The 13,237-nt window shown below is 72.4% G+C and carries 8 protein-coding genes and 3 pseudogenes; 6 read left to right on the top strand and 5 right to left on the bottom strand.

Features of this window, described 5'->3' with window-relative positions; translation table 11 throughout:
• Window positions 1-56 precede the first annotated feature (56 nt).
• Complete coding sequence (locus tag AB0L45_RS29745) at window positions 57-2,504, top strand: DNA topoisomerase IV subunit A (protein ID WP_365845320.1); 2,448 nt, start codon at window positions 57-59, stop codon at window positions 2,502-2,504.
• A 108-nt stretch (window positions 2,505-2,612) separates the two neighbouring features.
• Here AB0L45_RS29745 and AB0L45_RS29740 read toward each other — a convergent pair whose 3' ends face one another.
• Both AB0L45_RS29740 and AB0L45_RS29735 read right to left on the bottom strand, forming a co-directional pair.
• Window positions 2,613-3,875, bottom strand: coding sequence for a CobW family GTP-binding protein (locus AB0L45_RS29740; RefSeq protein ID WP_365845318.1), 1,263 nt, complete (start codon window positions 3,873-3,875; stop codon window positions 2,613-2,615).
• A 59-nt stretch (window positions 3,876-3,934) separates the two neighbouring features.
• Window positions 3,935-4,840: pseudogene (locus tag AB0L45_RS29735) on the bottom strand (citrate/2-methylcitrate synthase); the annotation flags it as partial.
• Between the two features lie 472 nt (window positions 4,841-5,312).
• On the opposite strand from AB0L45_RS29735, the pseudogene AB0L45_RS29730 reads away from it, so the two are divergent.
• From AB0L45_RS29730 to AB0L45_RS29710, 5 genes and pseudogenes are all read left to right on the top strand, one after another.
• Window positions 5,313-6,243: pseudogene (locus tag AB0L45_RS29730) on the top strand (citrate/2-methylcitrate synthase); the annotation flags it as partial.
• Between the two features lie 2 nt (window positions 6,244-6,245).
• Window positions 6,246-6,444 (top strand): annotated as a pseudogene (locus AB0L45_RS29725) (hypothetical protein); the annotation flags it as partial.
• Between the two features lie 459 nt (window positions 6,445-6,903).
• On the top strand, window positions 6,904-7,911 hold the full coding sequence (locus AB0L45_RS29720; RefSeq protein ID WP_365845316.1) for a sucrase ferredoxin: 1,008 nt from the start codon (window positions 6,904-6,906) through the stop codon (window positions 7,909-7,911).
• 461 nt (window positions 7,912-8,372) lie between these two features.
• Window positions 8,373-10,043 (top strand): sensor histidine kinase, encoded by a 1,671-nt coding sequence (locus tag AB0L45_RS29715; RefSeq protein WP_365845363.1) that lies wholly within the window; start codon window positions 8,373-8,375, stop codon window positions 10,041-10,043.
• A complete protein-coding gene (locus AB0L45_RS29710; RefSeq protein ID WP_365845314.1) occupies window positions 10,040-10,714 on the top strand; it encodes a response regulator in 675 nt (224 codons plus the stop codon). Before AB0L45_RS29715 ends, AB0L45_RS29710 begins: the two co-directional genes overlap by 4 nt.
• Before the next feature lie 40 nt (window positions 10,715-10,754).
• On the opposite strand, the gene AB0L45_RS29705 is transcribed toward AB0L45_RS29710, so the two are convergent.
• From AB0L45_RS29705 to AB0L45_RS29695, 3 genes are all read right to left on the bottom strand, one after another.
• A complete protein-coding gene (locus AB0L45_RS29705) occupies window positions 10,755-11,432 on the bottom strand; it encodes a response regulator transcription factor (protein ID WP_365845312.1) in 678 nt (225 codons plus the stop codon).
• Window positions 11,429-12,619 (bottom strand): histidine kinase, encoded by a 1,191-nt coding sequence (locus AB0L45_RS29700; RefSeq protein ID WP_365845310.1) that lies wholly within the window; start codon window positions 12,617-12,619, stop codon window positions 11,429-11,431. Before AB0L45_RS29700 ends, AB0L45_RS29705 begins: the two co-directional genes overlap by 4 nt.
• Before the next feature lie 73 nt (window positions 12,620-12,692).
• Window positions 12,693-13,181, bottom strand: coding sequence for a DUF1453 domain-containing protein (locus AB0L45_RS29695; RefSeq protein ID WP_365845307.1), 489 nt, complete (start codon window positions 13,179-13,181; stop codon window positions 12,693-12,695).
• Between the last annotated feature and the right edge of the window lie 56 nt (window positions 13,182-13,237).

Genomic DNA, 13,237 nt, shown 5'->3' with positions numbered 1-13,237 from the left:
AACGTTGATCCCGCATCGGCAAGCAGCAGGACGCAAGCGAAGGAGCCGCAGCCGCGATGGCCCGCCGTAGCACGAAGACCCCGCCGCCGGACGACTTCGAGGAGAGGATCCTCGACATCGACGTCGTCGACGAGATGCAGGGCTCCTTCCTTGAGTACGCGTACTCGGTCATCTACTCCCGCGCCCTCCCGGACGCCCGCGACGGCCTCAAGCCCGTGCACCGCCGCATCCTCTACCAGATGAACGAGATGGGCCTGCGCCCCGAGCGCGGCTACGTCAAGTGCGCCCGCGTCGTCGGGGAGGTGATGGGTAAGCTCCACCCGCACGGCGACGCCTCCATCTACGACGCCCTGGTGCGGATGGCGCAGTCCTTCTCGATGCGGCTGCCCCTGGTGGACGGCCACGGCAACTTCGGCTCGCTCGGCAACGACGACCCGCCCGCCGCCATGCGGTACACCGAGTGCAAGATGGCCTCGGCCACGTCCCTGATGACGGAGTCCATCGACGAGGACACGGTCGACTTCGCACCGAACTACGACGGCCAGGAGCAGGAGCCGGTCGCCCTGCCGGCCGCCTACCCGAACCTGCTGGTCAACGGCGCGTCCGGTATCGCGGTCGGCATGGCGACGAACATGCCGCCGCACAACCTCGGCGAGGTCATCGCCGCCGCCCGCCACCTGATCAAGCATCCGAACGCGGACCTCGACACGCTGATGCGGTACGTGCCGGGCCCCGACCTGCCGACCGGCGGCCGGATCGTGGGCCTGAGCGGCATCCGCGACGCGTACGAGTCCGGACGCGGCACGTTCAAGATCCGCGCCACGGTCTCGATCGAGAACGTCACCGCCCGCCGCAAGGGCCTGGTCGTCACCGAACTGCCGTTCGCCGTCGGCCCCGAGAAGGTCATCTCCAAGATCAAGGACCTGGTGGGCGCCAAGAAGCTCCAGGGCATCGCCGACGTCAAGGACCTCACCGACCGCGAGCACGGCCTGCGCCTGGTCATCGAGATCAAGAACGGCTTCAACCCGGAAGCCGTCCTGGAGCAGCTCTACAAGCTCACGGCCATGGAGGAGTCCTTCGGCATCAACAACGTCGCGCTGGTGGACGGCCAGCCGCTGACGCTGGGCCTCAAGGAGCTGCTGGAGGTCTACGTCGACCACCGCTTCGACGTGGTGCGCCGGCGCAGCGAGTTCCGCCGCGGCAAGAAGCGCGACCGCCTCCACCTGGTCGAGGGCCTGCTGACGGCCCTGATCGACATCGACGAGGTGATCCGCCTCATCCGCTCCAGCGAGAACAGCGCCCAGGCCAAGGAGCGCCTGATGGACCGCTTCGCGCTGAGCGACGTCCAGACGCAGTACATCCTCGACACGCCGCTGCGCCGGCTGACCAAGTTCGACCGTATCGAGCTGGAGTCGGAGCGCGACAAGCTCAAGGCGGAGATCGAGGAGCTGACCAAGATCCTCGAATCGGACGCCGAACTGCGCAAGCTGGTCTCCGGTGAGCTGGCCGCGGTGGCCAAGAAGTACGGCACCGAGCGCCGCACCGTCCTGCTGGAGTCGGCGGGCGCCCCGGTGGCCGCGGTGCCGCTGGAGGTCGCCGACGACCCGTGCCGGGTGCTGCTGTCCTCCACGGGCCTGCTGGCCCGTACGGCCAACGGCGAGGTGAACTTCGACGCAGAGGCCAAGCGCGTCAAGCACGACGTGATCGTCTCGGCGGTGCCGGCCACCACCCGCGGTGAGGTGGGCGCGGTGACGTCCGCCGGCCGGCTGCTGCGCCTCCAGGTGGTCGACCTGCCGCAGCTGCCGGACACCATCGCGGCGCCGACCCTGTCCGGCGGCGCGCCGGTCTCGGAGTTCCTCAGCCTCCAGGACGGCGAGCAGCTGATCTGCCTGATGACGCTCGACGAGTCCTCACCGGGCCTGGCGCTCGGTACGCAGCAGGGCATCGTCAAGCGCGTGGTGCCGGACTACCCGTCCCACAAGGAGGAGTTGGAGGTCATCACCCTCAAGGAGGGCGACCGCATCGTGGGCGCCGTCGAGCTGCGTACGGGCGAGGAGGACCTGGTCTTCATCACCGACGAGGCGCAGCTGCTGCGCTACCCGGCGGGGCAGGTACGGCCGCAGGGCCGCCCCGCGGGCGGCATGACGGGCATCAAGCTGGGCCCGGACGCGAAGGTCATCTTCTTCTCGGCCGTCGACCCGGGCGCCGACGCCATGGTCTTCACCGTCTCCGGCTCGCACGGCACGCTCGACGACTCGGTCTCCACGGCCAAGCTCACCCCCTTCGACCAGTACCCGCGCAAGGGCCGGGCGACCGGCGGCGTGCGCTGCCAGCGGTTCCTCAAGGGCGAGGACTGCCTCTCCCTGGCCTGGGCCGGCGCGGCCCCCGTACGGGCGGCGAACGCCAAGGGCGTCCCGGTCGAGCTGCCGGACCCGGACCCGCGCCGGGACGGCTCGGGCGTACCGCTGACGAAGCCGGTCTCCGCACTGGCCGGGCCGGTGTGACGGGCGCGGTTCCACGCTGAGGACGGCGACGCCCCCGGGACGGCTGCGGCTGGGCCGGGGGCGGGGGCGGTGCCGCGCCGGCGAGGAGGGGCGGGGCCCGGGGGCGGTTTACTGGTCGTCGGGTTCACCCGGGTCACCGGGATCACCCGAGTCACCGGGATCACCAAGTTCCTCCGGATCATCAAGTCCCCCGGGGTCGCCGGGCTCGCCGGGTTCGCCGGGTTCGCCGGGTTCGCCGGGTTCGCCGGGTTCGCCGGTGGACGGTACGTACCGCAGCACGCCCCACATGCTGTTCGCATCGCCGCGCTCCGTCCCTGTCTCCCGGCAGTCCGTCAGTTCCTTCCGCACCGCCGCCGTGTCGACCCCGCTGCCGATGAGGACGAGCTGGGTGCGGCGCTCCTCGTCCGGCTGCCACGGCGAGGGGTAGAAGCGCAGGAAGTCGCCGACCGCGTGCACGGCGAACTTCTGGCGGTTCTCCGGTACGTCGAAGTGGACGAACCCCTTGATCCGGTAGAGACCGGCGGGCCTGCTGTCCAGGAAGGCCATGAGCCGGCGCGGGTTCATCGGCTCGTCCGAGACGAACTCGACGCTCTCGTAAGCGGTGTGGAAGTGGCGGCCGGGCCCGTGGCCGTGACACCCCGGTCCGTGCGCGTCACACCCGTGCTCCGCGGTCACCTCCCCGCCCGCTGCGGCCTCCGCGTCCGCCTCCTCGCGGAACAGGTCCTCGAAGGACAGCTGCCGGACCGCCTCGTCGTCCGCGTCGCGCGGTTTGCGGTCGAAGAACAGTTCCGGGTCGATCCGCCCGTACGCGGCGGGCACGACGGGCGTCCCCGGGCTCAGCTCGGCGAGGGTGTCCAGCAGCGAGCGCTGCTCCGCCTCATTGATCCGGTCGGCCTTGTTCAGGACCACCAGATCGGCGATGGCCACATGCCGGTCGATCTCCGGATGTCGGGCCCGGGTGGCTCCGAACTCCGCCGCGTCGACGACCTCGACCAGCCCGCCGTAGACGATGCGGTCGTTCTCGCTGGCCAGGATCATGCGGATGAGTTCCTGCGGCTCCGCCAGCCCGCTCGCCTCGATGACGATGACGTCGATACGGGCCGACGGCCGGGCCAGGCGTTCCAGGTACTCGTCCAGTTCGCTGGTGTCGACGGCGCAGCACAGGCACCCGTTGCCCAGCGAGACCATCGAGTCGACCTGGCCGGCCACCGTCATGGCGTCGATCTCGATGCTGCCGAAGTCGTTGACAACCGCTCCGACGCGGCTGCCGCCGCTGCGGCCCAGCAGATGGTTGAGCAGGGTCGTCTTACCGGAACCGAGGAATCCGGCGAGCACGATGACCGGAATCTGTCGTGGGGCCTGCGGGGCCAAGGGGGCGCCTCCATCGTCGTACGTCTCGGTCAGCGGCGCGCCGTCGGTCCGGCACGCCGTCAGTTCAGCGCGGCGGGCACCGGCTGCGGCGGGGGCGGACCCGCATAGCGGGCCGCCGGGCGGATGATCTTCGAGTCCTCCGTGCTCCAGGATATTGGCGCTCCAGCCGACCACCCGGGCCGCACAGAAGGTGACCGTGAACATCTCACGCGGCAGGCCGCACAGCTCCATCACCACACCCGCGTAGAACGCGACGTTGGTGTGCAGCTCCCGGCCGGGTCTGAGCTCGGCGAACAGGGCCTCGACACGCTCCTCCACCTGCACCACGAAGTCCACCAGCGGCCCGCCGAAGTCCCGGGCGATGTCGCGCAGCATCCGCGACCGCGGGCCCTCGGTCCGGTGGACGGGATGCCCGAAGCCCATGACCCGCTCCCCGAACGGACACGCTCGCGGATCCAGGCGTCGATACGGTCCGGACTGCCGATGGCGTCGAGGGAGACCAGGGCCCGGCTGGGCGCGCCGCCGTGCAGCGGCCCGGAGAGCGCGCCGACCGCGCCCGCCAGACAGGCCGCGAGGTCGGCGCCCGTGGAGGCGATGACGCGCGCGATGAACGCCGAGGCGTTGAAGCCGTGGTCGATGGTGGAGATCAGATACTGCTCAATGGCGCGGGTGCGCGCGGGGTCGGACTCCTCGCCGGTGAGCATGTACAGGTAATTGGCGGCGTACGGGAGGTCGTCCCGCGGCTCGACCGGAGGCAGGCCGCGGCCGATGCGGTGCAGCGCGGTGAGGAGGGTCGGCACCGCGGCGCTCGCGGCGAGCGCCCCGGCGCCGCGCTGTCGGGAGTCGATGTCGTAGAGGGGCTGGAAGCCCGCTGCGGCGCCGAGCAGGGAGAGCACGATACGCAGGCCGGCGAGCGGGCCGCTGCGGGCGCTCGCGTGGACGATGCCGGGCAGCGCGTCCCGTACACGGGGGCGATTCCGAGGGCGGCCACGGGGGAGGTCACGGCAGCGGCCGCGGGCGTGGGGCGGCGGCAGTGGGGGCGGCCGGGCGGATGGCCGTGGCGGCAGTGCTGATGGCGGGGGCGGCGGGCGTGGGGGCGGGATCGGGGTCGGGCCCGGGGGCGGGGGCACGGCCGAGTCTGAGACCGGGACCAGGACCGGGCACGGGACCGGGCACGGGACCGGGCACGGGACCGGGCACGGGACCGGGCACGGGACCGGGACCGGGACCGGGCACGGGGCCGGGGGCGAGGGCGCGGCCGGGGGCGGGGCCAGGGCCGGGGGCGCGGACGAGTCTGAGGCCGAGACCGGGACCGGGCACGGGACCGGGGACAGGCACGGGGCCGGGGACAGGGACAGGACCGGGGACAGGGACAGGACCGGGGACAGGGCCGGCGGGCAGCGGCTCACCACGCGGGAAGCTGCCGAACGGCTCGGCGTGAAGCCGCACACGATCTACGCCTACGTCAGCCGCGGCCAACTGACCAGCCGGCGGCCCCCGGGCGGCCGGGGCAGCACCTTCGACGCGGCGGAGGTGGACGCCCTCGCCCGACGCGGCGCCCGACGCGAACCGGCCCCTGCCGACAGCGGTGACCTGGCGCTCCGTACCGGCATCACCCTCATCGACGCGGACCGCTGCTACCACCGCGGCGTCGACACCACCGAACTGGCCGCCCGCTACGGCTACGAAGAAGTCGCCGAGTGGCTCTGGACCGGCATGCTGCGCCCCGGCACCCGCTTCATCGCCCCGGAAGAAGCCCTCGCAGCCGCCCACCGGGCCGTCGACGCACTCCCCGCACACAGCAGCCCGATGGACCGGCTCCGCGTCGCGGTAGTGGCTGCGGCCGTCGCCGACCCGCTGCGCTTCGACCTGTCCGAGGACGCCGTCCTGGGCACGGCACGCGCCCTGATCCCCGTCCTCGTGGACGCCCTGCCCCGCCTGGAGAGCGGCACCGACCCCACCTCGGCGCCGATCGCCCGCCGCCTGTGGGCACGCCTCACCGAGCAGTCACCCGACGAGGCGTCACTGCGCGTCCTGGGCGCAGCCTTCGTCCTCTTCGTCGACCACGACCTCGCCGCCTCCACCTTGGCCGCCCGGGTGGCCGCCTCCGCGCGAGCCCACCCGTACACCGTCGTGTCGGCCGGTTTCGGCGCCCTGGACGGCCCCCTGCACGGCGCTGCGAGCAGCCTCACGCACCACATGCTGCAAGAGGTACTGGAACGGGGCAGCGCGGCGGCCGAGGTGGCGGACCACCTCCGCGCCGGCCGCCGGGTGCCCGGGTTGGGCCACCCGCATCTACCGAGGCGAGGACCCACGCGCCCGCACCCTGTTCCGCCTCCTGGAGGACGTACAGCAGGCCGCCCCGGCGTCGAGCCCACCCTCGTCGCCTCGCTGACCAGGCAGCCGTGGAATGTCATGATCGTCGGCGGCGGTATCCGCACGACCGAACAGCTGCTCCCGCTCTTCGAAACAGATCCTGAACCTGATCCGCCGCCATGCGCCCCTGGCAGCCATCGCGTTCACCACCAACGGCGGGGACAGCGTCGAGGCGGCACAACGGTGGCTGTGAACGCCGACCGCCCGGACGCCTTCTGAGCCACAGCCGGTGTGCCCCTCGACCACCTGCATCGGCATGTCCAGCCAGCCTCATGCCCCATGACGAAGATCGAACCGAGCACCGAAGCCGCTCCCCCCGAGGCGGACTTCGCGAGCCCCCTCCGCAAGCGACAGCCCCAGCCGACCCGGTAACGCAGCCAACCGGGCCACCAATCCAGCTCCCCGCCTCCCTCGTTCGCCCTCGCACGGCCCTCGTTCGCCCCCACGCCCCCCTCGCCAGCTCCCGCCCCCCCCAGATCAGCTTGCGCACTCTCCCCGCTCGACTCCGGCCTCTCCGAGCTCGACTCCGGCCTCTCCCCGCTCCCCCGTCGCCCTTCGATTCCACCGTCCGATCCCCTACGCCCCCAGCCCCCGATTCCCGCGCTCTCGGTTCAGGATTCCGGGCGCTTCGCGGCAGGTTAGGGTTACCTATGTGAGCACGTGCGCAACCGCTTCCCGCGATGTCGCCGAGCCCGTCGCGGGCACGTCGGCCACCGCCCGGACCTGGCTGCTCGTCGAGCAGTCCGGCCCCTGGGGCGCCGAAGCGCTGGCCGAGAGCCATCTCGATCCCCGCATCGGCCGGGCTCTGGAAGCGGCGGTGGACGGCACCGGCGTACGGGTGGCCCTCGTCCGTCGGCCGGGCCGGCACCCGGACCGCCACGGAGCCCCGGCCCGCCCGGCTTTCCTCGCCCACACCGCGCCGAACCGCTCCTGGATTCGGACCATCTCCGTCACCGACCCGGAAACGCTGCTGCGTCTCGACTTCGCCCGGCTGGGCACGGGTGAACACGGCGGGCTCTGGGAGCCGTATGCCGGCGAGCCGCTGGTTTTCGTCTGCACCAACGGCAAGCGTGACCGCTGCTGCGCCGTCCTCGGGCGCCCGCTGGCCGCCGAACTCGCCGACAGCGGCGCCGAGGCGTGGGAGGTCACCCACATCGGGGGTCACCGCTTCTCCCCCACCCTCTTCGTCCTCCCGTACGGCTATGCCTACGGGCGGGCTTCCGCCCCGCTGGTCAAGGACGCCCTGGCGGCGGCGCGGGACGGGCGGATCCTGCTGGACCACTGCCGCGGCCGTTCGGCCTGGGAGCGCCCGGCGCAGGCCGCCGACCTCGCCGTGCGCGAGCTGATACGCGAGGACCGGGCGGACGCGATCGACGTCGTACACAGCGCGCCCGTACCGCCGCCCGACGATGGCGGAGACGATGCGCCCGAAGGCGGCGGAGACCCGTACCGCGAGGCTCCGGCCTCGGCATCCCCGGCGGTCGGCCGCCGCGATGCCGCCGCCCCTACCTGGGCCGTCACTGTCGCCCACAGCGACGGCCGGTCCTGGCGGGTCACGGTCCAGCAGCGCGCCGACGGCACCCCTGCGCCGGTCAGCTGTGGTTCTCCGCTCGGGAGGCCTGCCCGTATGGCCGTGCTCTCCGTACGCCCTCTCGGCTGACCTGGCCGCGTGGCCGCGTCTTCCGCCACACCTGCCGACCGCGCCCGTCATCGCTGACCCCAGAACGCCCCTCACAACGCCCCACATAACGCGCCACATAACGCCCCTCCTTCGCATCAGTCGCACTGCCCGGCCCCGTCGGGAGTGACGGGTGGTTACTGACTGTGACTCTGCGAGGTTAGACAGGCGCGTGCGGTTCGCGAAAGCCCTGTGGATAACTTCCCCGTGGCCTGCTCACGGACGCCCCGCAGTCACGTCTCGCAAGATGTCCGTCACTCAGCGTCGAGATGATTACCTGCTGGACACTGCCCCGCCTACTGTTCGTCCGTATGGGCGTAAGAGGCGAGATCGACGCGCGGCCACCGACGGGCCGGCCGGCCGGTGACGGGCTGCGGGCCGTGCTGTCCGGGCTGCGCCTGCGGGTGGGCTGGCCGCGACGTGTCTTCGCGCAGGTGCTGCTGATGCAGCTGGCCATCGCCGCCGGCGTCACGGCGCTCGCCACCGGCCTCTTCCTCGCTCCGCTCGGTGCGCAGCTCGACGACGAGGCGATGCGCCGCGCCTTGGCCATCGCCCAGACCGCCGCCGCCGAATCCCGCCTCGACGACGCGCTGGAGCACTCCCGCCCCGGCCGCGACGGCCCCGTCCAGAACGAGGCGGAGCGGATCCGCCGGGCCACCGGGGCGGAGTACGTCGTGATCATGGATATGCGCGGAGTGCGCTGGTCCCACACCGATCCGGACGAGATCGGGCGCCGCGTCTCCACCGACCCCAGCGGCGTCCTGGCGGGCCGCGAGGTCATGCAGATCGACGAGGGCACTCTGGGGCGCTCCGCGCGCGGAAAGGTTCCGCTGCGGGACGAGAAGGGGAAGATCGTCGGCGCCGTGTCGGTCGGTATCGCGTACGAGAGCGTGCAGCAGCGGCTGGTGAGCACGGTGCCGCAGCTGCTCGCCTACGCGGGCGGGGCGCTCGCCGTCGGCGCGCTCGCCGCGTACCTCGTCGCCCGACGCCTCCAGCGCCGCACGCATGACCTGGCCTTCTCCGACATCTCCGCGCTCCTCACCGAGCGTGAGGCGATGCTGCACGGCATCCGGGAGGGTTTCGTCGCGCTCGACGCGCACGGACGTATCCGTCTGCTGAACGACGAGGCGCAGCGCCTGCTGGACCTGCGTTCCGAGGACACCGGCCGCCCCTTGGACGAAGCGCTGCCGCCCGGCCGTACCGCCGAGGTGCTCTCCGGCCGGGTCCGCGGCGCCGACCTGCTCACCGTCAGCGGGCAGCGCGTCCTGGTGGCCAACCGGATGCCGACCGACGACGGTGGAGCCGTGGTCACGTTGCGCGACCGTACGGAGCTGGAGCGGCTGGGCCGCGAGCTGGACGGCACCCGCGGGCTCATCGACGCGCTGCGCGCCCAGGACCACGAGCACGCCAACCGCCTCCACACCCTGCTGGGCCTCCTCGAACTCGGCCTGCACGAGGAGGCCGTGGAGTTCGTGACCCAGGCGGTGGGCGTGCACCGGGCGACCGCCGAGCAGGTCACCGAACGGGTGCGTGATCCGCTGCTGGCGTCCCTGCTGGTCGGCAAGGCGACCGTCGCCACCGAACGTGGCGTCTCGTTGAGCATCGCGCCCGACAGTCACCTGCCCGACCGGGTGGTGGACCCGCACAGCCTGGTCACCATCCTGGGCAACCTGGTCGACAACGCCTTGGACGCCACCGCCGGGAGCCACGGGGCGCGCGTCGAGGTCGAGCTCCGCGCCGAGGACCGTACGGCGGTCGTCCGGGTCCGGGACAACGGTCCCGGAGTGCCGGAGGAGCGGCGCGCCGAGATCTTCACCGAGGGCTGGACGACCAAGGAACCGCCTGCTCATGGGCAGCGCGGTATCGGCCTGGCGCTCGTGCGCCGGCTCGCCGAGCGGTACGGGGGCACTGCCGAAGTGGCCGAGAGTCCCGAAGGGGGCGCGGAGTTCACCGTCACGCTCCCTGACGCGCTGTCCGACGCGCTCTCGGAAGAGGTCGCGGAGGACCGGCCGGACGGTGACGGCGCTCCGGGCGCGGGCAGCGGGGGCGCACGAGGTCATGGGGTGCGCGTGCCTGACGGCCGCGGTCCCGGAGAGACGGGGGCCGCCCGGTGATCGACGTACTGGTCGTGGACGACGACATACGGGTCGCCGAGATCAACGCCGCGTATGTCGCGAAGGTCCCGGGCTTCCGCGTCGACCGCCTCGCCCACTCCGCCGCCGAGGCCCTGGCCGCCCTGGAGTCCGCCTCCATCGACCTCGTCCTGCTGGACCACTACCTGCCCGACGAGACCGGTCTGCAGCTCGTCTCGCGGCTTCGGCAGCGCGGCCTGCAGACCGACGTGATCATGGTGACCGCGGCCCGCGACATCGCGACGGTTCAGGCGGCCATGCGTCAGGGCGCGCTGCAGTACCTGGTCAAGCCGTTCACGTTCGCCGGGCTCCGTTCCAAACTGGAGGGGTACGCGGCCCTCCGCCGCACCTTCGAGGGCGGCGGCCAGGCCGAACAGTCCGAGGTCGACCGCCTCTTCGGCGCACTGGGTTCCGCCAACGCCGGCCCCGCCGAGCTGCCCAAGGGCCACTCGACGGCCACCGCCGACCGGGTCCGGTCCGTCCTGCGCTCGGCCGACGCGCCGCTGTCCGCCCAGGAGGTGGCGCGGCAGGCCGGGCTGAGCCGGCAGACCGCACAGCGCTACCTCAAGCTCCTCGAACGTGCCGGGCGGGTCCGTCTCAGTCTCCGGTACGGGGAGACGGGCCGTCCCGAACACCGTTACGTGTGGGTCTGACGGCCGGGCGCCGCCCTGGAGGGCGCGGCGCTTCACCCCATCAGGTGATGGACGATCCGGGCGGTTGTGCGAGACCGTGCCGGTAGGCGTAGTGGATCGCCTGGGCCCGGTCCCGCAGCCCGGCCTTGGCGAAGAGGTTGTTGATGTGGGTCTTCACGGTCGCGTTCGAGACATGCAGCGACCGGGCGATCTCCGGATTGGACAGTCCCTCCGCGACCAGCCTCAGCACCTCCACCTCGCGCGCGGTCAGCCCGTCCGGGGGCTCGGCAGGCGCTGCCGGGGCGGCCGTCCGTACGGGCTCGGCGAACCGCTCCAGCAGCCGCCGCTGCACCTTCGGCGACAGCCCCGCCTCGCCCGACAGCACGTCCTCGATGGCCCGGACGATCTCGTCGCCGTCCGCGTCCTTCGTCAGATAGCCCCGGGCTCCGGCTTCCAGGGCGGGAAAGAGGTGGTCGTCGTCCGCGTAGGTCGTCAGCACGACGACCTCGGTGCCGGGGTGCTCCGTACGGATCCTCCGCGTGGCCTGGACGCCGTCGCAGCGCGGCATCCGGAGGTCCATCAGGACGACGTCAGGGGCCAGTTCGGCGGTGAGCCGTAGCGCCTCCTCGCCGTCCCCGGCCGAGCCCACGACCTCGATGCCCGGCAGCAGTCCCAGCAGCATCACGATTCCCTCGCGCACCACCGTCTGGTCGTCGGCGACCAGCACCCGCGCCGTCATACCGGCACCCTCAACCGCACCGCGAAGCCCTCCTCGACAGGACCGGAATCCAGCGTTCCACCGAGGAGTTCGGCGCGCTCCCGCATCCCCAGCAGACCGTACCCGGAACCGGACGAGCCGAGATCACCCAGGTCCCCCGGCCCACCGCCGCGGAGCTTCCTGCGTGCGCCGGAGTCCCGTACCTCCAGCTCCACTTCGCCCTCCGTGTAGGAGAGACGCACGGTCACCTGCGCTCCCGGCGCGTGCTTGCGTACGTTCGTGAGCGCCTCCTGGGCCACCCTGCGCAGCGCGAGACCGGCTTCGGGCGGCAGTTCACGCCGCTCTCCCGTCACCTCCAGGCGAGCGTTGTCCACGGCCGTCAGATGGCGCAGGAAGTCCTCCACCGGGGCCATCTCGCCACGCAGCGCCGACAGTGCCTGACGTGTGCCGTCCAGGCCCTCCCTGGCCATGCCGCGCGCCGCCACGACCCGCTCCAGGATCTGCTGCCGGTCCGCCTCAAGATCCGCGCTGCGCTGGATCAGCAGCCGGGCCGCCTCCAAGTGCACCAACTGCGCGCTCAGGCTGTGCGCGAGTACATCGTGGATCTCCCGGGCGATACGGCCCCGCTCGGCCAGCGCGGCCGTCTCGGCCTCGGCCTTACGGGCGGCCCGCTCCTGGGCCAGCAGCCGCTGCGCGTTGCCCCGCGCCTCGGAGTCCAGCCGTACGACGTATCCGGCCAGTCCGAGCCCGACGACGGTCGCCGTGATCGACAGCCAGCCGTCGGGGCTGCGCGCGGCGTACGCCGCCAGGGACACGACCATGCTCGGCACCGCGGCCGCCAGCGGTAGCTGCGCCATCGAGACGACGGCGATCGTCCCCCACACCACGGTGGCCGGCACCCGCGCGCCCTCTGCGTCGAACCAGAACGCGCCGGCCTCCAGAAGCACCAGCAGACCGAGCGCCGGCCACAGTCGCTGCTGGAACGTCGTACGGAAGAACCTCCACAGGACCAGGCCGCAGAGCACGACCACGGCCAGCCCCAGCGCCACTCCCGCGTCCCGGAACTCCCGGTCCGCCAGCGCGCTCCACAGCAGGCCCGCCATCACCACGGTGCGGATGGCCCGGCCGACCCACACGCGCGTCCTGCTCGATCCCTCTCGGGAGGGCGTCTCCCGAGAGGGCCAGCTCGTCCAGATACTCAGCGGCACAAACGATCCTTCCGGCACGGTGCTCCCGGGGCCGGGCCGCCGGCCCGTTTCGCCGGGGCGCGCCGTCGTGATCTCAGCCACCGGCAGCCATACGGTACGCCGGGCGGGACGCCTGGGCGCGCCACACCAAGGTGCCCGTACGGGCGAGCAGCGTGGCGGCCACGGACAGCATCGTGGCCTGGGTGCCCAGGTGGACCCCCACCAGCACCGCGACCCCGTACAGACCGAACCGCAGTCCCGCACCGAGGAGCCAGGCCGCGGCGGTCATCGCGCGGCCGGCGGACCAGACCTGCCCGTCCGCGTCCGTCCAGATCCGCATGGTCCACGCCCAGGCGGCGCCGGTGAGCAGGCCGAGCAGCACGCCGACGGTCAGCAGGACGGCGGATCCGGTGGGGTGCGCACTGTCGACCAGGCCCGGTTCGCGCACCGCCATGAAGGCCAGTACGGCGGGCAGCAGCCACCAGCGCTTGCTCTCCGCCGCGAGCCGCTGCGGTGTGAACTGCCGCACGACCAGCAGAGCGATGACCGCGACGATGACGAGAATGTTGAGCAGACCGCTCATGACCTGGGCCTCCGTGGCACGGGAACAACAACGGTCCCGACGCTACGGAGCGGGCC

This window comes from Streptomyces sp. NPDC052496, assembly GCF_040679095.1.
Classification (GTDB): domain Bacteria; phylum Actinomycetota; class Actinomycetes; order Streptomycetales; family Streptomycetaceae; genus Streptomyces.
This window is presented reverse-complemented; position numbering and strand designations above follow the sequence as displayed.